Origin of the sequence: Actinocorallia longicatena (assembly GCF_039534125.1) — a bacterium.
Lineage (GTDB): Bacteria > Actinomycetota > Actinomycetes > Streptosporangiales > Streptosporangiaceae > Actinocorallia > Actinocorallia longicatena.
The window spans coordinates 573051-597165 of record NZ_BAAAUV010000001.1; the positions used below are offsets into that span (position 1 = coordinate 573051).

Consider the following 24115-nt stretch of genomic DNA (forward strand, 5'->3'; position numbering starts at 1 on the left):
CGCAGGTGGGCGGGCCGGTGTGCTGGTGCCGTGAGCGGCCGCCGACCATACGGCGGCCCCCTGCGGAAGGACCCTCCATGAAGACGAACGTGAAGGTGCTCGTGCCCGTCCTGGCGGCCGGGCTCGCGGCGGGAGCGGTGGCCGTCCCGGCGGCCGCGTCGCCGGCCGGCCGGACCGTGACGTACACGAGCGAGATGCGGCTGTACTCGCCGAACGGGCGGCCCCTGAACACCGTCTACGGCAACTGCGGCAAGTCGTGGCTGACGATCCGCGACGTCGGCGTCCGCAAGTACCAGGTGAAGACCGGCTTCCAGCTCTCCGGCGGCCGCAAGGCCATCTCCTACGCGTGGACCGCGCGGATCACCGGGCCCGGCCACAAGCGCAACCAGTTCTGGGGCGGTGGCCTGCGGGCGCGCGCGAAGTGGGAGGGCCAGCACACCCACACTGTGCGGGCGGGCAGGTTCCGGGCGTCCGTCGTGGCGGGCTCGCACGCCGTCCTGACGAACCGGCAGATCTGCGCGTCCGGCCTGCCGTTCAGCATCGCGTCGATCAGGTGACGAGCGCGCGGACGGTCGTGACGGCGATCGCCCGCGCGTAGCGGACGGCCCCCGGCGAGACGACGACGCACCGGTGATCCGGGGTGACCTGGAGGCAGAAGTGGACGTCGTCATAGACCTGGTGCAGGGTGATGAGCCCGCCGAACGTCACCTGGTCGGGGCAGTATCCGGGGGCCGCCCGCTCGAGGCCGTCGCAGGCGACGTACCGGATCCACTCATACCGGCTGTCGGCGACCTGCTCGTAGGGGTCGGCGTGCTTGCTGACGGGGGCGCCGGCGTCCGCGGTGACGTCACCGTGGTCGTCGGCCACCACCTGGTACACCGACTCGTTCAGCCTCCGGACGCGTTCCCGGTCGGCTTTATCGGGTGCCTGCAGCACCCACACCACCTTCGGGCGGGGAATGCGCGCCTTCGCCGCAGCCCTGGTGATCTGCCGTTCGGCGGCGCGGGCGCCCTTCAGGTCCGCGCCGCACGCCGGACGGTCGCCGTCCCGCCCCCAGAACTGCAGGACCACGACCTTCGGACGGCTGATCAGCACGATGTCGTGCACCGTCCCGGGGACTTTCGGACCGCCTTTCAGGAAGTCGCACAGGTCGGCGCCGGGCCGTACGGCCGGGAGCACCTTCGCCGTCCGCGACTCGTGCACGAAGTAGGCGAGCGCGTTGCTCGTCTCGACGCCCACGGAATCGCCGATGTAGACGACGTGCGGCGCGTCGTCCGGTCCTTCCGGAACCCGCCGGAGCTGCCGAGCCGTCGGCGGTACGGCCTTCTCCACTGCCGTCACCTGCGGCGGCGCAGCAGGGGCGCTCGCGGGCGCGGACCGGGTGGGCGGCACCCGGTCGTTCTCCGCCCGCGCCGGTTCCCCTGCCGTCGACTTCAGGAACGCCACCCCGAGGATCCCCGCGGCCGTGCCCACGGCCGTCGCCGCCGCCAGCGCCACGAGAACACCCCGCCGCGGTCGTCCCAGAATGACCGGAACGTACACCGGCGGCGGGCTCTCCGCGGCGGGCCCTTCCCTCCGTGCCGGGACCTCCGCCGACGGCGCGACGGCCAGCGCCCGCCGCACGTCCAGCCATGCCTCCACCTCGGCGTCCGTCCCCCCGCAGGCCCGGACGAACACCGCGACGAGGTCCGCCGAAGGCAGCCTGTCCCGTCCGAGCGCGTTCGTGATCGTCGTCCGCGGCAGCACTTCCCCGCTCTGCGCCGCCCGCCGCTCCAGCGTCCGGAAACTGACCCCCGTCCAGTTCTTCAGCCGGTTCAGCGCCGCGACGTACCCGGCCGCTCCCGCGCTCCCGTCCGGCCCGGGCCTTTCCCCGGCCACCTCGGCCATCCGCCGACCCTGCCTTCTCACTCGGAGATGTGCACGCCCTCGACAGCCGAACATTCTGGCACTTCTCACCACGCCGCACAGCGCTCCACCACAAACCGGACGAGCTGAGGTCGGGAGACCAACCGGGCGAGCGCACGTCGTCCGCCCGCTCCATGTGGGCGGGTTGACCGCATTCCCCCAACCGCTTGGGAACCGTACCCCGCAACCAAAACCACCAGGTGGCAAGGCCTGCTCCGCAGCGGCCCCTTTCACAGCGTTGATGCGGCGGAAGGAGGTGCCGAGGCGGCCGCTCGGAAAGCCGGGGAGGGTCAGCGGCGGATGAGGCCCTGGGTGATGGCGGTGGCGACGGCTGAGGTGCGGGAGTCGGTGTCGAGCTTGGCGTAGATGTGGGCGAGGTGGGACTTGACGGTGGCCTGGCTGAGGTAGAGGCGTCCGCTGATGGCGGCGTTGGACAGGCCGTCGGCGACCAGTTGCAGGATCTCGGTCTCGCGGGGCGTCAGGGTGGTGGCGGGCGCGCGCATGCGGTCCATCAGGCGCAGCGCGACGGCGGGGGCGAGGGCCGATCTGCCGGACGCCGCGGTGCGGACGGCGGCGGCCAGTTCCTCGGGCGGGGCGTCCTTGAGGAGGTAGCCGGACGCGCCGGCCTCGATGGCGGCGAGGATGTCGACGTCGGTGTCGTAGGTCGTCAGGATCAGGACGCGCGGTGCTCCGTCGCGACCGGTGATCGCGGCCGTGGCCCGGGCGCCGACCATCTGCCCGGCGAACCGGAGGTCCATCAGGACCACGTCGACGGCGCATAGGGGGTCGGCGGCCAGGGTGACGGCCTCGTCGGCGGTGGCGACGTCGGCGACGATGGTGAAGCCGGGTTCGGTCTCGAGCACGGCGCGCAGTCCCGCCCGGACGACCGGATGGTCATCGGCGATCAGCAGCCGGACCGAAGAGGTGCTCATGCGCCGGTTCCTTCCCGTGCGGGCAGCGGCAGGGTGACGGCCAGAGCGGTGCCCTGCCCGGGTGCGGTCTCCAGGGTGAGGGTGCCGTGCAGGGCACTGGCCCGGGCGCGGATGGCGTCCAGTCCGAATCCGGACTCGCCCCCGGGTTCGGTGGGGGCGGCGGGATCGAAGCCGTGCCCGTCATCGACGACGTCGAGGGCGATCTCGCTGTCCATGTAGCTCAGGGTCATCTCGACGTGGGTCGCGTCCGCGTGCTGGACGGTGTTGGCCAGCGCGGACTGGGCTATGCGCAGCAGCGCGACCTCGTGCGGGGTGGGCAGGTCGGTGGGGGTGCCGGAGATCCGGCAGCGGACCGTCAGCGGAGCGACCTGAGCGGTCGTCGCGCACAGCCGCTCCAGCGCGGCGGGCAGGCTCCCTGCCTCGAGTCCGGGCGGGCTGAGGGCGCGGACGAACCTCCTGGCCTCGGCGAGGTTGTCGACGGCGGTCTGCCGGGCGTGGCGGACGTGCTTCAGCGCTCCGTCGTCCCGGCCGGACGACTGGGCGCGTTCGGCGGCCTGGAGGAGCAGCTGGATGGAGGACAGGCCCTGGGCGAGGGTGTCGTGGATCTCTCGGGCGAGCCGTTCGCGCTCGGCCAGGACGCCGGCGGCGCGCTCGGCCGCCGCCAGCTCTCCGCGGGTCTCGGTCAGCTCCTCGATGAGCCTTCGCCGCTGCTCGCTCTCCCGGTAGAGGGCCTGGTAACCCAGGGTCACCGCGACGGCGACGGCGGCGCCCAGGATCGGGCCGAGGACGATACCGGGATTGATGCTGTGGGTGTGCCGGCCGAACGCGGCGATCGCCAGCACGGTGGTGGCCGCGACCGAGGCCAGGGCCCAGCGACGCGGCAGCAGATGCAGCTGGACGAAGAACAGGGGAAAGGCCAGCCAGATGCCGTCCGGGGTGAGGGCGAGCAGCACCAGCCAGGAGGCCATGACGGCCGCCAGCCACCAGAGGGCGGCTTTCGCCCGGGTCCCGACGGGCCGCAGCAGGGGTCCGGTGCCGTAGACCACCGCGAGCCAGCAGGCAGCCGTCACCACGGCGCGGGCGTTCGCGGCTCCGTCCGCCACGGCCCGCACCGCTGCCAGGGCCAGGAGGCCGCCGAACAACAGGTGCAGGCAGACACGCAGGACCCGCAACGCGGGCGTCAGGGAAGGATCGTTCACTGCTCTCTCATCGGCCGCCGTACATCGTCTGCTTCGTGCTCCTGCCCAGCTCAGGATATGCGGACGGGCGGGCGGCGACATCGATCAAAAGGTGGAGACGAAGGTGAAACTTCGGGCTGCGATCCTTCGGTCCCGAGCCTGATGCCACGGCCGCGACGGAAGACGAGGGTGGAGACCTGGTTCCGGGAGACCTGGAACCGATCCGCACTGAGAGAGGCAGGGCCGTGTTCGTCGCCTGGAGAGATCTCCGATTCGCCAAGGGCCGCTTCGCCCTCATGGGCACCGTGATCATGATGATCACGGTGCTGGTGGGGCTGCTGTCCGGGCTCACGGCCGGGCTGGGCAGGGAGAACACCTCCGCCATCACCGGACTTCCCGCCGACCATCTGGCCTTCTCCGCGGACGGCCGAGGCATCTCCTTCACCGACTCCCGCATCGACCGGGGCACCTGGACGAAGTGGGCCCGGGTGCCCGGCGTGACGTCCGCCCGGCCCCTGGGCATCGCGATGACCAAGGCTCAGGCCGGATCCGCCACCGCCGCACTGTCCGCGTTCGGCGTCCAGAGGGGATCCGGCCTCGGCCCCGCCTCCGGCGATCTCGGCAAGGGCACCGTGATCATGTCAACGAAGGCGGCCGACGCTCTGAAAGTGAAGGCCGGTGACGCGCTCACGCTGAACGGGCACAAGGTCACCGTCGCGGCCGTCAGGGGTGCCGCGATGTACAGCCACACCCCCGTGGTGTGGACCTCCCTCGACGACTGGCAGCGGCTCGGTGCCTCGCCGGAAGACGGCGAGCAGGCCACCGTCGTGGCCCTGTCGACGACCTCCGCGGCCGATCTTCCGGCGGCTGACCGCACACTGAACACCAGGACCGTCAGCAGTGGCGACGCGGTGAGGGCGATCGGTTCCTTCACCGCGGAGAACGGATCCCTGCAGCTGATGCGCGGCTTCCTGTTCGCGATCTCAGCCCTGGTCATCGGCGCGTTCTTCACGGTGTGGACCATCCAGCGCAGTGGCGACGTCGCCGTCCTCAAGGCGCTCGGCGCCTCCACCGGCTATCTGCTCAGGGACGCTCTCGGCCAGGCCCTGATCCTTCTCGTGCTCGGCACCGGTACCGGCGCCCTGATCGCCGCCTGCCTCGGCGCCGCCGTCAGCGGCGGCGCGATCCCGTTCGTCCTGGACGCGGGAACCGTTCTCGTCCCGATGGCCGTCATGATCGCCCTCGGCGCGCTCGGGGCCGCCCTGTCCGTCCGCCGCATCACCTCCGTCGACCCGCTCACCGCCCTGGGAAGTGCCCGATGACCTCCACCGGACTGGACCTGACCGGCATCACCCTCACCTACCCCGACGGCGCCGGCCGTCTGACCGCCCTCGACGGGGTGGGCCTGGCCGTCCCCGCCGGCACGATCACCGCGGTCGTCGGCCCTTCCGGATCCGGCAAGTCCAGCCTCCTCGCGGTCGCCGCCACCCTCATCACCCCCGACAGCGGACGTGTGGTCATCGCCGGCACCGACACCCACGGTCTCAGCCGCGGCGACCTGACCGCCCTCCGCCGCACCACCATCGGCATCGTCTTCCAGCAGCCCAACCTGCTGCCCTCCCTCACCGCGGCAGAACAGCTCCAGGTCATGGCCCACCTCGACGGCCGCAGCCCGGCCAGGGCCCGCGCCCGTGCCCTGGAGACCCTCGACGCGGTCGGCCTCGCCGACCAGGCCCACCGCCGCCCCCACCAGCTCTCCGGCGGCCAGCGCCAGCGCGTCACCATCGCCCGCGCCCTCATGAACGACCCCGCCGTCCTTCTGGTGGACGAGCCCACCAGCGCCCTCGACCACGACCGCGGCGCCGCCGTCCTCGACCTCATCGCCACCCTCACCCGCCAGAAGGCCACCGCGACCGTCCTGGTCACCCACGACCGCGCCCTCCTCACCACGGTCGACACGATCACCGAGGTCCGCGACGGCCGTCTCACCACCCCTGCCCGGCGATCCGAAGGCTGAGCGGCCGCCAGCCGAGATCCTCGGGCAGGGTGACCGAGCAGGAGCTCCTCGTCGAAGGCGGGACACCGGCCGTCCAGGTCCAGCCGGTGATGGCGGGGGCGTCCTCGCCGTGTTCGCGGGTGTGGCGCAGTCGCAGGCGTTCGTCGGCGATGCGCTGGAGCAGGTGGCCGGCGCGGACGGCGAGGCCGGGGACGGGGGCTGTGGCAGCGGTTCTTAGGCGGCCAGGATTCCGCACTGGACTCGGAGATCATCATTCGGGTGTCGACGGGCAGAAGCGGTCGCATCTGCCCGGCCCGATCCTCCGCCCCGAACCTTGTGTCCGGTGCGTGCGCCGGCCTTTCCGCGACTCGGGACTGAGTAAGGGGGTACTCGTGTGGGCGGCTGCGGTTCAGGGGAGGCTGTGGCTGTCAGAGCGGGTTCGGGGAACCAGGCGATTCGGGGCAGATGATGGACGAGGTAGCGGCATCCGGACGGGCGAACACGGAGCCGCGGCCGGGCGCTGACGCTCATGCCGCCAAAGCCAGGACGGCCTACGAGGCGTCGCGCTTCGAGGAGTCGCTGGCCGAGGTCGGCAGGGTGATCGCCACGATCACCTCGGACGGGCCGGACGCCGCCGCCTCCTATCTCCATCCCTACGCCGACACGTGGCTGGCAGCCGCCACGGCCGCCCACCCGCACGACATCCCGCACCAGCTGGCGGCCGGCCGGAACGCCTGGGAGGTCTACCGGTTCCTGTCGCAGTCGCCGGGCCTGACCGGCGCGCAGCGGGCCCGCCTGGCGATCGGGGTCCAGTACACCGCCGGGTATCTGGCATTCGGATCCCCGACCTCCGACCTGGCCGTCGCCGCGTTCACGCTGGCGCGGGCCCTGTATGAGGGGCTGACCGACGGCGACCACCGACTGGACGTCGCCGCCTCGTGGAGCAGCCAGGCCATGCACCACCACCTGATCTCCTTTCATCCCGCGCAGCCCGATCCGGCGGCCGAGCAGGCCAGGCAGCGCGCGGCGGCGGCCCAGGCGGCGGTGATCCTTGATCCGATCGCCGAGAGCCTGCCCGATCCCGCGATCGGCCCGCCCGAACTGCAGCGGATGGCCGACCTCTTCTCCTGGCTGATCGGCCTGCTCACCTTCGGCGGCGCCGACTCGGCCCCCAGCGTCCAGGCCGTCGTCCACGCCAAGCTCGTCTACGCGGCGATGACCGACCGCGATCACCGAATCGACGTGGCGTCCTGCCTGACGAGCCTGTCGCTGCGGCATCACGAGACGTCGTTCCACCCCGTCTGCCCCGACCCCGCAGCCGAACAGGCGCGGCAGCGCGCGGCCGCCGCAGAGGCCGCCGACCTGGTCTTCCCCATCGCCGAGGCCGCTCCCATGCCCGGCCTCGCGGCAGCCGACGTGCTGCGGGTCGCCGGGCTCCTGGACCGGCTGATCGGGCTGCTGACGTTCGGCGGCCCCGAGTCCGCGCCCAGCGTCCGGGCGACCGAACTCGCCGGGCAGGCCTATGCCGCGCTGGTCGACCGCGACCACCGGATCGACATCGCCTCGTCCCTGACGGGCCTGTCGCTGCGGCATCACGAGACCTCCTTCCAGCCTGCCTGCCCCGACCCCGCAGCCGAACAGGCACACCAGCGCGCGGCCGCCGCAGAGGCCGCCTCCCTGGTCTTCGCCATCGCCGATCCACCGGCGGAGAGCCTGCTCAGCGGCGCGGACCTCGGCCGAGCGGCCGGAATCCTCGACCGTCTGGCCGGTCTGGTCGCCTTCGGCGCGTCCGGCGCTGACCTTCCCGGGGTCGAGGCGCTCGCCCAGCGGGCCGCCGACCTGCGCGACCGGATCCGCGAGCTCCTCGCCGGAATCGCCGGGGCCGTCGCGGCGGCGGAGGCGGCGGTCGTCCGGGACGAGGAGCAGGCCGGGATCCGTCCGGCCGGATCCGCGGATCCCGTCGACTACGAGCGGCTCGCCGAGTTCACGCCCAACCCGTTCTGGGGCCCTCCGCACCTGGTCACCGCACTGTCCGAGCTGGCCTTCGCCTACCAGCACGCCGGGCGGACCGCGGAGGCCGTCGCGGCGATGGGACGCCGGGCGCTGGCCTACCGGCGGCTGGCCGGAGCCGACCCCGCCGCCCACCGGCCCGGCCTCGCCCAGGCCCTGGTCGGCCAGAGCCGGTTCCTGCAGGTCGCGGGGGCCCTCGCCGAAGCGGTCCCGCCCGGCGAGGAAGCCGTGATCGTGCAGGAGGAACTGGCCGGGATCCGCCCCGCCGGCGGCCACGACCCGGTGAACTACTCCCATCTGGCGGGGGCCGTCCCGAACGGCTACTGGGCAGCCCCGCACCTCCTCGACGGCCTGGCCAACCTCGCCCACGCCTACCGGCGGGCGGGCCTGCCACTCGACGGATTGGCGATCATGGGCAACCGGGCCGGAGCCTACGAGCGGCTCGCCATCGACGATCTCGCCCTGCACGAGGCGGGCCTGACGGCCGCCCGCGAGGACGAGAACGTGTTCTGGCGCACCGCGGGCATGCCACCGGAGCCCTCCGCCGGCGTGCCCGACCCCGAGCCGCCGGCCCATCTGTCGACCGGCCCGGTGGCCGCGCTGTCGCGCAACTCCAACCAGCTCGACATCTTCGCCGTCGCCGAGGACGGCGGCGTGTGGAGTGCCTGGTGGAACGGCGAGCCCTGGCGCGACTGGTTCCGGATCGGCGCCCGCGCGTTCGGCCCGCGGACGCCGATCGCCACGCTGTCCCGCAACTCCGACCAGATGGACGTGTTCGCCGTCGGCCTGGACGGCGGCGTCTACAGCGCCTGGTGGAACGGCAACCCCTGGCGCGACTGGTTCCGCGTCGGCACCCGGACGTTCACCCAGAACACCCCTATCTCCGCCCTTTCCCGCAACGACGACCAGATGGACCTGTTCGCCGTCGGCGAGGACGGCGGCGTCTACAGCGCCTGGTGGAACGGCGACTGGCACGACTGGTTCCGGATCGGCACCGCGGTCTTCGCTCAGGGCACCCCCATCGCCGTCCTGTCCCGCAACCCCGACCAGATGGACCTGTTCGCCGTCGGCCTGGACGGCAGGGTGTGGAGTGCCTGGTGGAACGGCGTATGGCACGACTGGTTCCCCATCGGCGACCGGACGTTCGCCCAGGGCACCCCGATCGCCGCCCTGTCCCGCAACCCCGACCAGATGGACCTGTTCGCCGTCGGCCTCGACGGCGGCATGTGGAGCGCCTGGTGGAACGGCAACCCCTGGCGCGACTGGTTCCGGATCGGCACCGCGGTCTTCGCCCAGGGCACCCCCATCGCCGCCCTGTCGCGCAACCCCGACCAGATGGACGTCTTCGCCGTCGGCCTCGACGGCGGCGTATGGAGCGCCTGGTGGAACGGCAACCCCTGGCGGGAATGGTTCCGGCTGGGCGGCGGCGAGTTCGGGCAGGGCACGCCGATCGCGGCCCTGGCCCGCGACGCCGACCACATGGACCTGTTCGCGGTGGGCCGCGACGGCCGGGTCTTCACGGCGACCTGGAACGGCAACCCGTGGCGCGGCTGGTTCCCGATCTCCATCGTCCGGCCGCGGCCCTTCTACATCGTCGGCCACAACCCCAACAGCCTGGCCGAGGCCCGTGCCGATCTGGAGGCCGGCGCCAACGCGCTGGAACCCGACGTGCAGACCTACCGGTCCAGCCCGCTGCTGTGCGTCAGCCACGGTCCCGGCGGCGGCGACGCCCCCACGCTGGAGGAGTACCTCACCGGCCTGCACTCCCTGGCCGTGGAGTTCCCCCAGCTCGCCCTCATCGTGTTCGACTGCAAGGAGCCGGTGACCTCGCCCGAGCACGGCCTGGAGCTGCTGACGGCGATCCGCGAGCACCTCACCTACGACAACGACCTCAACGTGATCATCTCCATCGCCTCCCGCGACGACCACCAGGACGCCTTCTTCGACCACATCGTCGACCGGCTCGGCCCCCGCGAGGGACTGATGATCGACTACGAGAACGATCCGGGCTCGGTGTCGAACTACTTCACCGGCCGCGGCGTCGTCAACCAGGGCTACGGCAACGGCATCTCCTTCTTCAACCGGCTGATCGGCCCCTACTACCGCTACACGCTGGAGGCCGCCTGCGCCCTCCGCGCCCAGGCCGGCCGCCCCAGATTCATCTATGTGTGGACGACCAACACCGACAACGCGATGCGCGAGTACATCCGGATCGGCGTCGACGGCATCATCACCGACGACCTCGCCGACCTCCGCGGCATCATCGGCGAGCCCGAGGCGGCGTCCCTGGTCCGCCTCGCCACCCGAGCCGACAACCCCTTCCAGCCGGCCAACCGCGCCTACGGCCTGACCGTCCACACCACGAACAAGTGGATGGCCGGCACCGACGCCAACGTCACCTTCACCCTGACCGGCGCCCTCGGCACCGTGAGCAAGACCATCAACACCGACCTCATCAAGCGGATGGAGAGCGACCGCTGGAACCACGTCACCATCCCCAGCAACGACCTCGGCCCGCTCACCTCCGTCAGCGTCCGCCGCGACGACTCCGGCAACGCCCCCGACTGGCACCTCGGCCGCATCACCGTGGCCAGCGCCCGCTATGGCACCCACGCCGAAGCCGTCTTCGACCGCTGGATCGACACGACCGACCTCTACACCGTCAACCTGTGAGAACGCCCCCGCCAGAGCGCGGCGGGCAGCGCCCGGTAAGCCTCGGCGAACTCGCCGACGGCCGGGGCGCGGTGATGGCCTCGTCCTGGTCCCCGGCGCGGGCCGATCATCGCGGCCAGGACCGTGCGGGCCGCGCCGACGCCCTCGGGGTCGCCGACCCACGCCAGAGCCGTCGCGGTGTCAGCTCTCCAGCGCAGGGCTGGGAGCTACAATCCGAGGTCGCGGCCGATGAGTTCCTTCATGATTTCGGAGGAGCCGGCCCAGATTCGGGTGACGCGGGCGTCGGTCCAGGCCTGGGCGGCTCGGTATTCGGTCATGTAGCCGTAGCCGCCGTGGAGCTGGACGCAGTGGTCGAGGACGTGGTTCTGGACTTCGGCCGACCAGTACTTGGCCTTGGCGGCGTCGATGGGGGTCATCTCGCCCTCGGTGTGGGCCTCGACGCAGCGGTCGACGTAGGCCTGGGCGACCTCGATGCGGGTGAAGAGGTCGGCGAGCAGGAACTTGTTGTGCTGGAACGAGCCGATCGAGCTGCCGAAGGCCTTGCGGTCCTTGACGTACTGCAGGGTCTCGTGGAGGACCTGGGTGGCGTGGGCGAGGTTGGTGATCGCGGCGCCGATGCGCTCCTGCGGGAGCAGCTTCATCATCGAGATGAAGCCCATGCCCTCCTCGCCGATGAGGTTCTCGGCCGGGACGCGGACGTCGCTGAAGAACAGTTCGGCGGTGTCGGACTCGTGCTGGCCGATCTTGTCGAGCTTGCGGCCGCGCTCGAAGCCCGGCATTCCGGCCTCGACGGCGAACAGGGAGATGCCCTTGGCGCCCTTCTCGGGGTCGGTGCGGGCGGCGACGATCACCAGGTCGGCGGAGTAGCCGTTGGTGATGAAGGTCTTGCTGCCGTTGATGATCCAGTCGGTGCCGTCCTTGACGGCCGTGGTGCGCAGCGCGGCGAGGTCGGATCCGCCGGACGGCTCGGTCATGCCGATGGCCGTCCAGAGCTCGCCGGTGCAGAACTTCGGCAGCCAGCGCTGCCGCTGCTCCTCGGTCGTGAGGTGCACGAGGTAGGGGGCGACGATGTCGGCGTGGATGCCCAGGCAGGAGGCGAAGCCCATGCTGACCTTGGCGAACTCCTCGTTGACGACCGCGTTGAAGCGGAAGTCCTCGGCGCCGGAGCCGCCGTACTGCTCGGGGACCTCCAGGCCGAGGAACCCGAGCTTGCCGGCCTCGAGCCAGACCTCGCGGTCGACGCCCCGCTGCTCGACGAACTTCGGGTAGCCGGGGATCAGCGTCCGCTCGGCGAAGGCCCGCACGGTGTCGCGGAATGTCTCGTGGTCCTCGTTGTACAGCGTCCGTCGCACGTCGCGCCTCCTCAGGGTTCACAGCGCCCGGCTCATTAAGCGCACGCTTAATCTACCGGATCGATTCCGGACTTTTCACCACAGGGGCCCCTTGCGAGAGCGAAGCGGGCAGATTACCGTTCGTTCGAACGAACGAAGGAGTGGGACATGGAGATCCGTGGTGCGACGGTTCTGCTGACCGGTGCCAACGGCGGGCTGGGGCTGGCGATCGGGCGGGCGTTGAAGGCCGAGGGCGCGGAGCTCGTGGTCACGGGGCGGCGTGAGGACGCCCTGAAGCCCGTCGCGGACGAGCTCGGCGCCCGCATGGTCCTGGCCGATCTCGCCGACCGCGAGCAGGTCGCCGCCCTGGCCGAGCGGGCCGGGGCGATCGACGTCCTCGTCGCGAACGCCGCGCTGCCCTCCAGCGGAGAGCTGCTGGAGTACAGCCCTGAGCAGGTCGACCGGGCGCTGGACGTCAACCTTCGTGCTCCGATCATGCTGGCCAGGCAGCTCGCCCCGGCGATGGTCGCGGCGGGCCGGGGCCATCTGGTCATGGTCGGCTCGATCTCGGGGAAGACCGCGACCGCGGCGTCGTCGCTGTACAACGCCACCAAGTACGGGCTGCGCGGCTTCACCCTCGGCTTCCGGCAGGACCTGCACGGCACCGGGGTGGGCGTCTCCCTCATCCAGCCGGGGTTCGTCCGCGACGCCGGCATGTTCCACGACACCGGCGCCAAGACTCCCGGCGGGGCCAGGACGTCGACGCCCCGCCAGGTCGCGAGGGGTGTGCTGTCCGCGATCCGCAGGAACCGGGCGGAGGTCAACATCGCCCCCTTCGAGATCAGGGCGCTGAGCGCGATCGGCGGCCAGTTCCCCGGCTTCTCCGAGCGCGTCCAGCGCCTGGTCGTCCGGCCCGGCGACCCCGACATGAAGCGGTTCCTCGACGCTCAGAAAACCAAGCGTTAGGCCTTGGGACGGCGGCGGCGCCAGTTGACGTAGCCGGAGACCCCGCCGAACAGGAGCAGGAAGGCGCCCATCGCGATGGTCGCGAAGCCCGCGATGCCCAGGCCCGCGGGCTGGTCGGCGATGTCGGGCTGGACGGCGGCCACGGGGGTGCCGGCGTCGCCGTTCACGTCGATCTCCGGCTGGTCGACCTCGTCGAGGGTCGGCAGGGCGGTCGTGCCGGGGGTGACGCCGGGCGCGGGCGGGGTGGTGGCCGTCGCCGGCTTCTTGCCCGGCTTCTGCTGGCCGTCGCCGTTCTTGGTCTTGTCCGTGGTGCCGCCGCCGTTGGCGTTGTCGCCGCCGTTGCCGTTCTGCTGCGGCTGGGGCGGCGGGTTCTGCTGCGGCGCGGGCTGCGGGGGCGGCGGCGGGGCCTGGCCGGGGCAGGTGCCCTCGAGGTCGATGTACTTCACCAGCAGGAGGGTGAGGACGCCGCCGTCCACCTCGGCCTTGGCGGCCGTGAGCTTCGCGCCGCGCTCGGACGCCACATAGGCGTTGGTCGCGTCGGCGAAACCGGTGACGGTCTGCTCGCCGCCCGGGTCGAAGGTGACCTTCAGCGAGGTCAGCTTGACGCGCGGGTGGTTGTGCACCCCGAAGTGCCAGCCGTCCTTGTCGCCGGGGACCCCCGGGCAGGTGGCGGTGCCGCCCGCCGCGGTGACGGGGACGCCGGTGCGCAGCCGCAGGTCCTTGTCCGCGGCGTGCGCCGTCCCCGGTGTCATCACTGCCGCCGCGACAGCGACGGCGGTGACTCCCAGGCCGTACGGCCGTCGTCTCATGGGCGCGCCTCCCGAAATCCACAGATGTGCGGAAAGAGTCTGCCGTACCCGGCGCTAGTGGACATGTCGTCTCGGATAACAATCCGACGGGCCTCCTGTCACTTTGCACACAAAACCCGCTGATGGGACCACTTTTGTTGCGTGTCTCCCTTGTGCGGCATCCCGTTCACCGCGATCCTGAGCGCGCTCGACGGAACGGGAGATCGACAGAGTGGATGCGGCAACGGTGGGATCGGCGTTCGCCGCGCTCCTCGGCACGAGCGTGTACTACCTGGCGTTCCTGATGTTCCGGCACGCGGCGCTGCGGATGCCGCCGCTGCGCGGGAGCAGGCCGTTCCGGGCCGCCGGGTACATGCTGACGGACTGGATCTGGATGCTCGGCGGGGTGATGCTGTTCGTCGGCCTCGCCTACGAGGTGATCGCGTTCGCGGAGCTGCCGCTGAGCGTCGCCCAGCCGATCTTCGCGCTCAGCCTGGTGTTCCTGCTGGCCTACGCGACGTCCTTCCTCGGTGAGCGGCTCAGCCGCCGCGAATGGGCGAGCGTCGCGCTGTTCGGGGCGGCGACCGTCCTGGTGGGGCTGTCCAGCGGCCGGGACCCGGCCCGGCTGCCGAGCGCGAGCACTCCCCCGGTGTTCGAGCTCGCCCTGGTCACGATTCCGCCGATCATGGTGGCGGGGCTGGTCTGGCTGGTCGGCGACCGGACCTCGGGCGGCCGGCACGCGCGGCCGCTGGCGGGCGTGGCCTACGGGATCGGTGCCGGTGTGTGCGCGGGCGTCGCCGAGGCGGGCGTGCGGGGCATCGCGGCCGTCTGGATCGCCGACGGGACGGTCGAGGCGGTGATCCGCTCGCCCTACCCGTACCTGACGCTCCTCATGGCCGGGATCTCGCTGCTCCAGGTCCAGATCGCGCTCCAGCGCTGCCGGATCTCGATCGTCGCCACGATCATCACGGTGATCGGCCGGACGATGCTCGTCGTCACCAGCACGGTGCTGTTCGACGACACCTGGCCCGACCGGCCCGTCCCGCTGGCGCTCCGTCTGACCGGATTCTCCCTGGCGATCCTGGCCATCGTGCTGTTCCCCCGGCACGAGCATCCGCACAGCGCGATCCCCTACGCCCCCCGCCGCCGCAAGGGCCCGGCAGCGACGGCCCGCCGCGCCGCCTAGGAGAAGCCGCCTAGGAGAACAGGAAGGCCAGGTCGCCGCGGATGAGGGAGAGCATGAGGGGGATGCGGTCGGCGCGGTCGTTGCCGCGGACCGAGGTGCCGCGGAAGATGTCGATGGCGATGCGGACCAGGTCGTGGAAGAGGGCGGGCGGGATGGCGTCGAGGCCGGGGAGCTGCGCGGCGATCGCCTCGATGTCCCGGCCGTAGGCCTCGAGCTGCGGCATGAGGGCGCCGGCGAGGACGTGGTCGGTGCGGGAGGCGACGAGCAGCTCGTTGAACACGACGTTGATCGGCTCTTCGGTCAGGTCGCGGAGCAGGCGCAGCGTGGTCTCGAACGGGTCGGCGTCGCGCGGGGCGGCGTCCAGGCGGGATTGGAAGGCGACGAGCTGGCGGCAGGCCACCTCCTCGGCGACCGCGACCAGGAAGCCCTGGAGGGTCCCGAAATAGCGGAACAGGGCCGCGGGGGCGGTGCCCGCGCGCCGCGCGACCTCGGCCGGTGTGCAGCGGGGAAGTCCCAGCTCGATGAGGGTGTCGATCCCCGCGGTGAGGAGCCGCGCGGGGATCTCGTCGGCGCGCTCGCCAGGGAAACCGGCAAAGGTCACGAATAGGTCCTTTCTGGATGTCCGCAAACGGCACCCTAGGACTCCGCCCGGCCCGGCGGCAACGCCGACCCCCTCCGTCCGTCAGGTGGCGGCCTCCCGGGGCTCGAACGCCTTCCGGAAGGTGAAGGCCTCCGGCGACGGGCCGTGCGCGCGCAGGTGCTCCAGCCGCTCCTTGGCCTCCGCGACGGTCGGCACATGGCCCTCGGGGACCCACCAGAGCACCGAGATGACCTCGCCGAGGTGCTGGAACCACTCGCGGCGGCGCCGCACGTACTCCATGTGCGCGCTGCGGTAGACGTAGTCGAAGAGCGTCTCCCGCGACTCCCAGACGCTCATGTTCACGAGGACGTCCGGGTCGTCGTAGGGACGGACGGAGGTGGCGTCGCCCCCACCCTCCCCCACCAGCCGCCAGACGAAGCCGGGAGCGCCGTCGGCCAGGGCGTTGATCTCTTCGAGGGCGTCGGCGAATCCCGCCGACAGCGGGGAGTCCAGGGGGGCGGAGAGGCGTCCGATGTTCAGCTGGGCGAGATGCATGACAGGACTATATGTCAATTTTCATTGGTTTTAGAAGGGCCACGCAGCAGCGGCCGGGCGCCGGATCCATCCGGGCCTCCCGTCCGGCCTCGGCGGCGACGCCCTCGAGCAGGGCGAGGTTCATGCCGCAGACCAGGGGCGGGAAGTCCTCGGCCAGCCGATGGAAGGGGCAGTTCCGCAGGCGGAGGGCGTCGCCGTCCTCGTACGGCTCGTAACCCCGCCCGGCCAGCGCCTCGAAGAGGTCGCGGCCGCCGAGGACCGGCCCGGCCGCCCTGGCCGCGTCCGACGGATCCAGCCCCGCCTTCTCCACCACCTCCGCCAGCACCTCGGCGGCGGTGACGTAGTCGCGGGGCGGCAGGCTCACCGCGAACTCGCCGGCGGCACGCCGGTAGTACTTGGCCGGACGCCCCGCTCCCGGCCCGCTCCGCCCCTCGGGACGCCGGAACACCGCGTCGAGCAGGCCTCCTTCGACCATCTTGTCGAGATGGAAGGCCGCCAGCGTCCGCTGGATCCCCGCGGCCTCGGCCGCCTCGTTCCTGCTCACGTCGTGACGCTGGGCGGCCACGTGGTCGTAGAGGCGCCTGCGGACGGGATCCTGCAGCAGGGCCACGGCTTCGATGCTCACCGCCCCAGTCTAAAAGCAGCGGAAGTTGACATGACCGGCACCCAATGAAGATCAACTTGTGGGGGATCTACAAAGTGCACGTACCAAGCTTCGTCCGGCCGATCACTCCTCGCGCCCCGGGCTGCCTGGCAGACTGAGGATCTGCTGGAGAATTTCCGGCCAGGTCGCTCGGCCCGGCTTTTGTTGGAAGTCATACGGGGAGTAGAAATCATGCGCGAAGTCGTGGTCACCGGTCTGGGCGCGACCACGCCGCTCGGCGGCGACCTTCCGACGACCTGGGACGGCCTCAAGGCCGGGCGCTCCGGCGTCTCCCTGGTCGAAGAGGAATGGGCCGCCGATCTCCCCTCCAGGATCGCCGGGCGTCTCGCGGTCGAACCGACCGAGACCCTCAGCCGGGTCGAGGCCCGCCGCCTCGACCGCGTCGAGCAGATGGCGATCATCGCCGGACGCGAGGCCTGGGCGTCGGCCGGCAGCCCCGACGTCGACCCCGTCCGCCTCGCGGTGGTCATCGGCACCGGCATCGGCGGGGCCACCACGATGCTCGACCAGTTCGACGTCATCGTGAAGAGCGGGGTGCGCCGGGTCTCCCCCAACACCGTCCCGATGCTCATGCCCAACGGCCCGTCGGCCTACGTCAGCATGGAGCTCGGCGCCAAGGGCGGCGCCCGCACCCCGGTGTCGGCGTGCGCCGCGGGAGCGGAGGCCATCGCCTTCGCCGCCGACCTGATCCGCCTGGGCCGCGCCGACGTGGTCGTCGCCGGCGGCGCCGAGGCCTGCATCCACCAGCTCACGATGGCCGCGTTCGCCCAGATGCGCGCGCTGTCGACCCGTAACGACTCCCCCGCGACCGCCTCCCGGCCGTTCGACACCAGCCGCGACGGCTTCGTCATGGGCGAGGGGGCGGCCGTGATGGTCCTGGAGAGCGCCGAGTTCGCCGCCGCCAGGGGCGCGACGATCCACGGCCGGGTCGCCGGCTCCGGCATCACCTCCAGCGCCAACCACATCACGGCCTCCGACCCCGACGGCCAGGCCCGCGCGATCCGTCTCGCCCTCGAGGACGGCGGCCTGTCCGCCCTGGACGTCGACCACGTCCACGCCCACGCCACGTCCACGCCGCAGGGCGACGTCGCCGAGGCCGAGGCCATCGCCACGGCCCTGGGCGACCACCCGGTCGTCACCGCCACCAAGTCGATGACCGGCCACCTGATCGGTGCCTCCGGTGCCCTGGGCGCGATCAGCGCCCTGCTGTCGGTCCGCGACGGCATCATCCCCGCGACGATCAACCTGACCGACCTCGACCCCGAGATCAAGGTCGACGTCGCCCAGAACACCGCCCGCGAGATGACCGTCCGGGCCGCGGTCGCCAACAGCTTCGGCTTCGGCGGCCACAACGTCAGCCTGCTCTTCACCCCCTGAGAGAGGGAACGCCGGCGGTCCCGTCCCGGGCCGCCGGCGTCTCAGCGGGCCCGCGGACGATCCCAGCCGGGAGGCAGGTGGGCGGGGACGGGCCAGGACGGATCGGGACGGAAGTCGCACCAGGTGCCGTCGAAGGGGAAGGCCCCGGACTCGATCAGGGCGGCGACGCGCAGCCCCTCCGCACGGACCTCGTCCTCGTCCTTGACCCAGTAGTGCTCGGGGTAGGCCAGACGCTCCGCGAGCTCGTGCTCGTCCTTCCAGTGCCAGGTCCGGTCGCGGTCGACCCACATGTCGAGATCCTGGTCGGTGATGTCGATGCCCGCGGCGGTCTCGTCGCGCCACAGCACGCCGGGCTCCTCGAGGTTCACGTACCAGCCGAAGAAATGCTCGGCGGGATGCCAGAAGAACAGGACGCTGTGGCCGGCATCGGGCGGGGTGAACATGAAGACGTTCGGGCCCCGCCAGCTCATCTCGGTGAGCACGCGGTCGGTCTCCACCCATTCGGAGAACGGCATGTCCCGCAGGCCGCGGCCGTCGGCGGTCATCGTCGCGGACATGACGGTGCCGTGCGGGATCCACAGGCGCAGCCCGCGCTCGTCGTGGTCGATCACCCGGACCAGCCGGACGAAGACGAGGCGGTCGCCGGTGAACTGGCGGTGCAGGATCAGATCACCTGGCTTGAAACGGACGGTGTCCACCTCGGGCTGCGTCGTCATGCACGGATTCAACCAGAACATCTCCTTGACCGGACTGTCCGGCCCGTCCACTACGGTGGGGCCTTTGCCGCGACTGCGAAAGGCCCCCGCCGTGCTCGTGCTCTTCGAAGGCTTCGGCCTGCTCCTCCTCGGCTTGTGGATCTTCGCGCTGTTCGACGTCATCACCACGCCCGAGATCGACTGCCGGAACCTGCCGAAGACGGCGTGGATCCTGATCGTGCTGTTCCTGCCCGACATCGGGTCGATCATCTGGCTGGTCGCCGGGCGTCCCACGGCCTGGCAGCGCCAGCCGAACCTGCCCTACAAGGGCAACAGCGGCCGCTTCCCCGAGTACGACCGTCCCGGACGGGCGGTGGCGAACAACCCCGACGACGACGCGACGTTCCTGCAGGGCCTGCGCGACCGCGCCGAGGAGCAGCGCCGCAAGGCCAGGGAGCAGCCCGGCGACCAGGGCGTCTAGGACTGGAGCAGGCCTAGCAGGGCTTCTCGACGGTGGCCGACAGGGCGGGCATCCGCTTCTCGACCATGTCGGAGATGTGCTCGATCGTGGTGATGCCGCTGCCCTCGCCCGGCTGGACGTCGGTCAGGATCGAGAGCGCGTAGGTGCGGCCGGGGCCGGTGACGAGCCCGGTGCTGGTGACCGCCCACGTGTCGTGGACGAACGGGCGCGGGGTCCAGCCGTTCTTCAGCGCCACCTCGTCGCCGGGGCGGGCCGCGGCGCTGACGCCCCACTTCTGGTCCTTGACGACCTTCCGCATGAGCCCGAGGGCGTATCCGCGGTCGTCGGCGTGCAGGCCGTGGCCGTCCTCGGCGAGCGCGGTGACGAGCTTGACCCGGTCGGCCGGGCTGGTCGTGGTGCCGCCCCAGTAGATCGACGGCCCCGGGTCGGTGTCGTTCATGTGCAGCTTGCGGTAGGTCGAGGCGACCCCGGATCCGCCGCCGATCCGGCCGTAGAGCGCGTCGGCCGCCTTGTTGTCGCTCTGCGTGATCATGTCGGTGGCGAGCGAGCGTTCCGATCCCGAGAGCCCCCGGTGGTCGGCCCGCGCCTGGCGGAGCAGCGTCACCAGGATCTCGATCTTGGCTCCGCTGGCGGTGATCTGGTCGTGGGAGTTCTGGTGGTAGCCGACCGAGGCCCCCGACTCCAGGTCCACGGCGTACGCCGTGACGCGTCCCGGCCGGGACCGGGCATAACTCGCCAGGTCGTCGGTGAGGTCCCGTTTGGCCTTCGCCCTGGCCTTCTTGTCGGCCACCGGCTTCAGGCACGGGTTGAGCGACGGGCTCGCGGCCGCCGCGGGCGCGGGCACCGGGACCTGCATCTCGCTCTGCGAGGGCGCCTTCGCCGAGCAGGCGGCGGCCAGCACCAGGGGAACCACCAGGACGATCTTCGACAGCACGGGGCCGACCCTAGCGACCGGGGGTTTAATTCCGATTAAAGCCCTGTTCTCAGATCGGACGAGGACCAGTACGGTCGTTCAACAAGCGAGCGCTTGGTTGAGGAGGCGGGATGACCTACCGGGTCGGACAGTGGGCGACGGGCAACGTCGGGAAGCAGGCCCTGCGGGCGATCATCGTCCACCCCGAGCTGGAGCTGGCGGGCCTGGTGGTCAGCGACCCCGCCAAGGTCGGCAGGGACGCGGGCGAGCTCGCCGGGCTCGACCTGGTCACGGGAATCCTGGCCACCGACGATCCGGCCGCGCTGATCGCTCTGCGCCCCGACGTCGTCTCCTACACCGCGGTCGGGACGGCCGGCCGCAACGAGGTCGCCACCGGCAAGCGCCCCACCGGAGCCCTCGACGACCTGTGCGGCCTGCTCTCGGCCGGGATCGACGTGGTCTCCACCGCGCTGATCCCGATGGTCCATCCCGGCTCCGCCGACCCCGAAGGGGTCAGGAGACTCGAGGAGGCCTGCGCGGCGGGCGGCTCGTCCTGCCTCACCACGGGCCTCGACCCCGGGCTCATGAACGACGTGCTGCCGGTCATCCTCAGCGGGATCTGCCTGCGGATCGACGCCGTGAAGGTCTCCGAGGTCATGTGCTACGGCCTGTGGGACAAGCCGGAGGCCATCGTCGGGAAGTTCGGCTTCGGCAAGCCCCTCGACCACGTGCCGCCGATCCTCCAGCCCGGCGTGCTCACGATCATGTGGGGTTCGATCGTTCATCTGATCGCCGAGCAGCTCGGCGTCGCGCTGGACGAGGTGACCGAGGGCTACGAGCTCAGCCCCGCCCCCGAGACGTTCGAGATCCCCGCGGGCGTCATCGCCGAGGGCACCTCGGCGGCCATGCGATTCCGCGTCTGCGGCGTCCGGGACGGCCGCGAGGTGATCGTGGTCGAGCACGTCACCCGGCTGCGGGAGGATCTGGCCCCGCACTGGCCCGCTCCCCCGTTCGGGGAGACCGGCGGCTACCGGGTCGAGATCGCCGGCGAGCCGTCGTGGCGGATGGACATCGCCAATCCGGGCGTCACCGACCCGACGATCCCCGGCACGCTGGCGACCGCGCTGCGGCTGGTGAACGCGATCCCCGCGGTGGCCGAGGCCGGTCCCGGCCTGCACACGCCGTTCACGCTGCCGACCCTGTCGGGCCGGGGGCTACTCCAGTAGCGCGCCGCGCAGGGCGGTGATGTCGCCGCCCAGCCCGTCCTTCACGAAGGTCTCGAAGGAGCCGAACCGGCGGCCGACCTCGTCGAACGCCGCGTCGAGGTAGCCCTGCCTGACGTCCAGCAGCGGCTCGACCAGCGCGACGTCGATCTTGCTGTCCGGGCCGCGGAACATGTCGATCAGCGGGGCCTGGCGGAGGTTGGTCAGCAGGTAGTCGTTGTAGACCGTCTCGACCGGGACGTCCAGCGCCGTCAGCACGATCGCGGCCATCCAGCCGGTGCGGTCCTTTCCCGCGGTGCAGTGGAACATGACCGGCTCGCCCTCTGACAGCAGCCGGAACGTGGTCGCGAACGCGTCGCGCGGCAGCGGGTCGTTCACGAACCAGCGGTACATCTCCGTCATGATCTTCTCGGCTCCGCCGTCGCCCAGGACCCGCCGCTGGAGATCGTGGTCGTCGGTCGTGAACAGCGGGGCGAGGGTGACGTAGATGTCGTGGTCGGCGGCGAAGACCGGCAGTTCCAGGCTCTCCACCCCGGCGGGCACCCGGTCGAAGCCGCTGTAGGCGGTCTCGCCCGGACCTCGGAAGTCGACGACGGACCTCAGTCCCAGCCCCTCGAGGATCCCGAGATCGTCGTCGGTCAGCTGGTTGAGCGCCTCGGCCCGCAGCGCCCGGCCCGGCCGCACCCTGCGTCCGCTCCGGGTTCGATATCCGCCCAGGTCACGGGCGTTGGGGGCCTTCTCCAGGCCCAGTGAAGCTCCGCCGTCCACCATCGGTCCCCCGTGTGTATCGCCACGCTGGAAGCATCGCGAGCCAGCCTACAGGTCGAGATCACAGGGCGTGACATGGCAAGCTGGGCACATGTCTGATCACGAGCAGGACGAACAGATCAACGACGCGGCCGAGGTCGAAGAGACCCCGGAGGAGGAGTCCAAGCGGAAGTTCCGTGAGGCGCTGGAGCGCAAGAAGAGCGGCGCCCAGGGCGGCGTGGGCGGTGGCAAGGGCGGGTCGAAGATCCACGGCACGCACGCCCAGGCCGGCGGCAAGCGCACCTTCCGCCGCAAGGCGGGCGGCTGACACAGAGCACGTGAGGCCCCCGCCGGGGGCCTCAGTGCCGGTCCGCCCGGACGCGTTCAGCCCTGGTCGGGGCGGCCCGCGATCAGGTCCTGGAACCGGCGCTTGGCATGGTTCATCGGCCGCCTCATGCGCGACTCCCGCCGGACGGCCTTCCGCATCTTCTTCGACTCCGCCGGATACCGTTTGCGCGCCCACGGCGACTCCGGCCGGGCCAGCCGCATCGCCCCGACGATCGCGAAGATCCCCACGTAGAGGCCGAAGATCCCCGCCCACATCTTGCCCTTGAGCAGGCAGATGATCGACAGCGCGAGCGAGATCACCAGATAGATCGCCAGCCCCAGCGGGGTGTCCTCGCCCGACGAGGACGGGTCGTTCAGGCCGAGAGGGCTCAGCCCGAGCAGCGCGAGGCCCGTCAGGGCGACCGCGATGAAGACGGCGTCCACCGAGATCCGGCCCTGCTCGCTCCAGTAGACGTCCTCCAGCCGCAGGACGAGCGCGAACTCGTCCAGGACCAGCGCCGCCCCGACGCCGAACACCGCGGCGGTGAGGGCGGCCCATCCGTCGTTGATGTCCTCGACGGCCAGGCCCGCAATGCCGCCGACGCACATGAAGACCAGGCCGAACACCACGTGGTGGATGTGCGTGCCGCCCGGGGTGATGTTGCCCGGCCACCACTTCACCTGGCGGCGGATCATCCGGACGCTGAACCTGATGAACAGGAACGCGAGGATGAAGAAGACGAAGAAGCAGAACAACCGCAGCCGGTTGGTGTCCACGATGGTCTGCTGGAACCAGTCGATCATTGTGGATCGACCCTATCCGCTACTCCACGGAGCCGGTGGACGCCACACGGTCGCGGCGGAGCCAGAGCAGGCCCAGGATCGGCAGCACCAGCGGGACATAGCCGTATCCGGACCCGAACTCCGACCAGACGGTCGGCTCGGGGAACTCCTTGCCGTCCAGGACGCTGAACAGCCCGACCCCCACCACCCCGGCCAGCTCGACCGCGATCGCCGCGAGCGCGACCTTCCGGCGTGAGGTCCACAGCGCGACCGTCGCCAGCAGGTAGATCACCGCTGCCAGCGCCGACAGCAGGTAGGCGACGGGGGCGTCGCCGAAGCGCAGCGCGATCTGGACGCCCGACCGCGCGCCCGCCGCCAGGGTGAAGATCGCGTAGGTCGCGACGAGGGCCCGCCCGGGGCCGGAGGCCAGTTCAGATGCCATTCCACAGGTCCTGCATGCGAAGGATGACCACGGGGACGGTCAGGCAGGCGATGCCCGCGGCGACCGAGCCCCACTTGCTGCGCTCCCCCGCGCCGAGGAACGCGCCGACGGGAAGGACGACCAGCGAGCCGAGCAGATACCCGATGAAGGTGGCCTTCTCGGCGGGCTCCTCACCGCGTGCCATCTGCACGAACGCCGTGACGACCTGGGCCAGCAGCCCGGCTTCGACCACGGCCATGCCGATCAGGTGCACGGCCTGGACCGGCTTGTCCCGCGCGGCGGAGACCAGGCACCAGACGGCCATTCCCAGAGCCAGGACCATGAGCGTCCCGGCCAGCCAGCCCACCATTGAGCATCCCTCCC

Annotated in this window: 25 protein-coding genes; 10 read left to right on the forward strand and 15 right to left on the reverse strand. The window is 71.3% G+C overall.

Annotated elements, in window-relative coordinates; genetic code table 11:
• Positions 1–77: 77 nt before the first annotated feature.
• A complete protein-coding gene (locus ABD785_RS02550; RefSeq protein ID WP_344821606.1) occupies positions 78–557 on the forward strand; it encodes a hypothetical protein in 480 nt (159 codons plus the stop codon).
• Here ABD785_RS02550 and ABD785_RS02555 read toward each other — a convergent pair.
• The 3 genes from ABD785_RS02555 to ABD785_RS02565 form a co-directional block, all read right to left on the reverse strand.
• Positions 550–1887, reverse strand: a complete 1338-nt coding sequence (locus tag ABD785_RS02555; protein WP_344821608.1) for a hypothetical protein — start codon at positions 1885–1887, stop codon at positions 550–552. The two genes, ABD785_RS02550 and ABD785_RS02555, sit on opposite strands and share 8 nt — an antisense overlap.
• A gap of 308 nt (positions 1888–2195) precedes the next feature.
• The gene (locus ABD785_RS02560) at positions 2196–2837 is read right to left on the reverse strand and encodes a response regulator (RefSeq protein WP_344821610.1); all 642 of its coding nucleotides are present in this window, start codon (positions 2835–2837) and stop codon (positions 2196–2198) included.
• Positions 2834–4036, reverse strand: a complete 1203-nt coding sequence (locus ABD785_RS02565; RefSeq protein WP_344821612.1) for a sensor histidine kinase — start codon at positions 4034–4036, stop codon at positions 2834–2836. The genes ABD785_RS02560 and ABD785_RS02565 overlap by 4 nt, the downstream gene beginning before the upstream one ends.
• Before the next feature lie 224 nt (positions 4037–4260).
• Between ABD785_RS02565 and ABD785_RS02570 the strand changes: the two genes are divergently transcribed.
• Together ABD785_RS02570 and ABD785_RS02575 are read left to right on the forward strand one after the other, a co-directional pair.
• On the forward strand, positions 4261–5337 hold the full coding sequence (locus ABD785_RS02570) for an ABC transporter permease (RefSeq protein ID WP_344821614.1): 1077 nt from the start codon (positions 4261–4263) through the stop codon (positions 5335–5337).
• On the forward strand, positions 5334–6032 hold the full coding sequence (locus tag ABD785_RS02575; RefSeq protein WP_344821616.1) for an ABC transporter ATP-binding protein: 699 nt from the start codon (positions 5334–5336) through the stop codon (positions 6030–6032). The genes ABD785_RS02570 and ABD785_RS02575 overlap by 4 nt, the downstream gene beginning before the upstream one ends.
• Here the strand turns inward: ABD785_RS02575 and ABD785_RS02580 are convergent.
• On the reverse strand, positions 6001–6267 hold the full coding sequence (locus ABD785_RS02580; protein ID WP_344821797.1) for a hypothetical protein: 267 nt from the start codon (positions 6265–6267) through the stop codon (positions 6001–6003). The genes ABD785_RS02575 and ABD785_RS02580 overlap by 32 nt on opposite strands.
• Before the next feature lie 209 nt (positions 6268–6476).
• Here ABD785_RS02580 and ABD785_RS02585 point away from each other — a divergent pair, with 209 nt between their 5' ends.
• Positions 6477–10694 carry a PLAT/LH2 domain-containing protein gene (locus tag ABD785_RS02585; RefSeq protein WP_344821618.1) on the forward strand — a complete coding sequence of 1406 codons (4218 nt, stop codon included), beginning with the start codon at positions 6477–6479 and terminating at the stop codon, positions 10692–10694.
• Between the two features lie 206 nt (positions 10695–10900).
• Here ABD785_RS02585 and ABD785_RS02590 read toward each other — a convergent pair whose 3' ends face one another.
• Positions 10901–12046, reverse strand: a complete 1146-nt coding sequence (locus ABD785_RS02590; RefSeq protein ID WP_344821620.1) for an acyl-CoA dehydrogenase family protein — start codon at positions 12044–12046, stop codon at positions 10901–10903.
• Between the two features lie 147 nt (positions 12047–12193).
• Between ABD785_RS02590 and ABD785_RS02595 the strand changes: the two genes are divergently transcribed.
• Positions 12194–12991 carry an SDR family NAD(P)-dependent oxidoreductase gene (locus ABD785_RS02595; protein WP_344821622.1) on the forward strand — a complete coding sequence of 266 codons (798 nt, stop codon included), beginning with the start codon at positions 12194–12196 and terminating at the stop codon, positions 12989–12991.
• Here ABD785_RS02595 and ABD785_RS02600 read toward each other — a convergent pair.
• Positions 12988–13800 (reverse strand): hypothetical protein, encoded by an 813-nt coding sequence (locus ABD785_RS02600; protein WP_344821625.1) that lies wholly within the window; start codon positions 13798–13800, stop codon positions 12988–12990. The two genes, ABD785_RS02595 and ABD785_RS02600, sit on opposite strands and share 4 nt — an antisense overlap.
• Before the next feature lie 211 nt (positions 13801–14011).
• Here ABD785_RS02600 and ABD785_RS02605 point away from each other — a divergent pair, with 211 nt between their 5' ends.
• Positions 14012–14965 (forward strand): DMT family transporter, encoded by a 954-nt coding sequence (locus ABD785_RS02605; protein ID WP_344821627.1) that lies wholly within the window; start codon positions 14012–14014, stop codon positions 14963–14965.
• Positions 14966–14975: 10 nt separating this feature from the next.
• Here ABD785_RS02605 and ABD785_RS02610 read toward each other — a convergent pair whose 3' ends face one another.
• The 3 genes from ABD785_RS02610 to ABD785_RS02620 form a co-directional block, all read right to left on the reverse strand.
• A complete protein-coding gene (locus ABD785_RS02610; protein WP_344821630.1) occupies positions 14976–15566 on the reverse strand; it encodes a TetR/AcrR family transcriptional regulator in 591 nt (196 codons plus the stop codon).
• An 81-nt stretch (positions 15567–15647) separates the two neighbouring features.
• Complete coding sequence (locus ABD785_RS02615) at positions 15648–16100, reverse strand: DUF3291 domain-containing protein (protein ID WP_344821633.1); 453 nt, start codon at positions 16098–16100, stop codon at positions 15648–15650.
• Positions 16101–16107: 7 nt separating this feature from the next.
• The gene (locus tag ABD785_RS02620; RefSeq protein WP_344821635.1) at positions 16108–16725 is read right to left on the reverse strand and encodes a helix-turn-helix transcriptional regulator; all 618 of its coding nucleotides are present in this window, start codon (positions 16723–16725) and stop codon (positions 16108–16110) included.
• A 210-nt stretch (positions 16726–16935) separates the two neighbouring features.
• On the opposite strand from ABD785_RS02620, the gene ABD785_RS02625 reads away from it, so the two are divergent.
• Positions 16936–18141 (forward strand): beta-ketoacyl-[acyl-carrier-protein] synthase family protein, encoded by a 1206-nt coding sequence (locus ABD785_RS02625; RefSeq protein WP_344821638.1) that lies wholly within the window; start codon positions 16936–16938, stop codon positions 18139–18141.
• Positions 18142–18182: 41 nt separating this feature from the next.
• Here the strand turns inward: ABD785_RS02625 and ABD785_RS02630 are convergent, their stop codons facing one another.
• Positions 18183–18857 (reverse strand): DUF402 domain-containing protein, encoded by a 675-nt coding sequence (locus ABD785_RS02630; RefSeq protein ID WP_344821640.1) that lies wholly within the window; start codon positions 18855–18857, stop codon positions 18183–18185.
• 64 nt (positions 18858–18921) lie between these two features.
• Between ABD785_RS02630 and ABD785_RS02635 the strand changes: the two genes are divergently transcribed.
• On the forward strand, positions 18922–19317 hold the full coding sequence (locus tag ABD785_RS02635; protein WP_344821643.1) for a PLD nuclease N-terminal domain-containing protein: 396 nt from the start codon (positions 18922–18924) through the stop codon (positions 19315–19317).
• Between the two features lie 13 nt (positions 19318–19330).
• On the opposite strand, the gene ABD785_RS02640 is transcribed toward ABD785_RS02635, so the two are convergent.
• Positions 19331–20251 (reverse strand): serine hydrolase, encoded by a 921-nt coding sequence (locus tag ABD785_RS02640; RefSeq protein ID WP_344821646.1) that lies wholly within the window; start codon positions 20249–20251, stop codon positions 19331–19333.
• A 110-nt stretch (positions 20252–20361) separates the two neighbouring features.
• Here ABD785_RS02640 and ABD785_RS02645 point away from each other — a divergent pair, with 110 nt between their 5' ends.
• Positions 20362–21456 carry an NAD(P)H-dependent amine dehydrogenase family protein gene (locus tag ABD785_RS02645; RefSeq protein WP_344821650.1) on the forward strand — a complete coding sequence of 365 codons (1095 nt, stop codon included), beginning with the start codon at positions 20362–20364 and terminating at the stop codon, positions 21454–21456.
• On the opposite strand, the gene ABD785_RS02650 is transcribed toward ABD785_RS02645, so the two are convergent.
• Positions 21445–22224 (reverse strand): tyrosine-protein phosphatase, encoded by a 780-nt coding sequence (locus ABD785_RS02650; RefSeq protein WP_344821654.1) that lies wholly within the window; start codon positions 22222–22224, stop codon positions 21445–21447. The genes ABD785_RS02645 and ABD785_RS02650 overlap by 12 nt on opposite strands.
• An 88-nt stretch (positions 22225–22312) precedes the next feature.
• On the opposite strand from ABD785_RS02650, the gene ABD785_RS02655 reads away from it, so the two are divergent.
• A complete protein-coding gene (locus ABD785_RS02655) occupies positions 22313–22528 on the forward strand; it encodes a DUF5302 domain-containing protein (RefSeq protein WP_344821658.1) in 216 nt (71 codons plus the stop codon).
• A 56-nt stretch (positions 22529–22584) separates the two neighbouring features.
• Here the strand turns inward: ABD785_RS02655 and ABD785_RS02660 are convergent, their stop codons facing one another.
• From ABD785_RS02660 to ABD785_RS02670, 3 genes are read right to left on the reverse strand one after another with little or no spacing between them, the layout of a single operon-like run.
• Positions 22585–23331 carry a hypothetical protein gene (locus ABD785_RS02660; protein WP_344821661.1) on the reverse strand — a complete coding sequence of 249 codons (747 nt, stop codon included), beginning with the start codon at positions 23329–23331 and terminating at the stop codon, positions 22585–22587.
• 19 nt (positions 23332–23350) lie between these two features.
• The gene (locus ABD785_RS02665; protein WP_344821666.1) at positions 23351–23752 is read right to left on the reverse strand and encodes a hypothetical protein; all 402 of its coding nucleotides are present in this window, start codon (positions 23750–23752) and stop codon (positions 23351–23353) included.
• Entirely contained in the window at positions 23742–24101 is a 360-nt protein-coding gene (locus tag ABD785_RS02670) for a hypothetical protein (RefSeq protein WP_344821668.1), read from the reverse strand. Before ABD785_RS02670 ends, ABD785_RS02665 begins: the two co-directional genes overlap by 11 nt.
• Between the last annotated feature and the right edge of the window lie 14 nt (positions 24102–24115).

Excerpts from the sequence above, each read along its gene's own strand:
- ABD785_RS02550 (WP_344821606.1), top strand. The coding sequence starts at position 78 with ATGAAGACGAACGTGAAGGTGCTCGTGCCCGTCCTGGCGGCCGGGCTC.
- ABD785_RS02555 (WP_344821608.1), bottom strand. The coding sequence starts at position 1,887 with ATGGCCGAGGTGGCCGGGGAAAGGCCCGGGCCGGACGGGAGCGCGGGA.
- ABD785_RS02560 (WP_344821610.1), bottom strand. The coding sequence starts at position 2,837 with ATGAGCACCTCTTCGGTCCGGCTGCTGATCGCCGATGACCATCCGGTC.
- ABD785_RS02575 (WP_344821616.1), top strand. The coding sequence starts at position 5,334 with ATGACCTCCACCGGACTGGACCTGACCGGCATCACCCTCACCTACCCC.
- ABD785_RS02585 (WP_344821618.1), top strand. The coding sequence starts at position 6,477 with ATGATGGACGAGGTAGCGGCATCCGGACGGGCGAACACGGAGCCGCGG.
- ABD785_RS02595 (WP_344821622.1), top strand. The coding sequence starts at position 12,194 with ATGGAGATCCGTGGTGCGACGGTTCTGCTGACCGGTGCCAACGGCGGG.
- ABD785_RS02600 (WP_344821625.1), bottom strand. The coding sequence starts at position 13,800 with ATGAGACGACGGCCGTACGGCCTGGGAGTCACCGCCGTCGCTGTCGCG.
- ABD785_RS02615 (WP_344821633.1), bottom strand. The coding sequence starts at position 16,100 with ATGCATCTCGCCCAGCTGAACATCGGACGCCTCTCCGCCCCCCTGGAC.
- ABD785_RS02625 (WP_344821638.1), top strand. The coding sequence starts at position 16,936 with ATGCGCGAAGTCGTGGTCACCGGTCTGGGCGCGACCACGCCGCTCGGC.
- ABD785_RS02630 (WP_344821640.1), bottom strand. The coding sequence starts at position 18,857 with ATGACGACGCAGCCCGAGGTGGACACCGTCCGTTTCAAGCCAGGTGAT.
- ABD785_RS02645 (WP_344821650.1), top strand. The coding sequence starts at position 20,362 with ATGACCTACCGGGTCGGACAGTGGGCGACGGGCAACGTCGGGAAGCAG.
- ABD785_RS02650 (WP_344821654.1), bottom strand. The coding sequence starts at position 22,224 with ATGGTGGACGGCGGAGCTTCACTGGGCCTGGAGAAGGCCCCCAACGCC.
- ABD785_RS02655 (WP_344821658.1), top strand. The coding sequence starts at position 22,313 with ATGTCTGATCACGAGCAGGACGAACAGATCAACGACGCGGCCGAGGTC.
- ABD785_RS02660 (WP_344821661.1), bottom strand. The coding sequence starts at position 23,331 with ATGATCGACTGGTTCCAGCAGACCATCGTGGACACCAACCGGCTGCGG.
- ABD785_RS02665 (WP_344821666.1), bottom strand. The coding sequence starts at position 23,752 with ATGGCATCTGAACTGGCCTCCGGCCCCGGGCGGGCCCTCGTCGCGACC.
- ABD785_RS02670 (WP_344821668.1), bottom strand. The coding sequence starts at position 24,101 with ATGGTGGGCTGGCTGGCCGGGACGCTCATGGTCCTGGCTCTGGGAATG.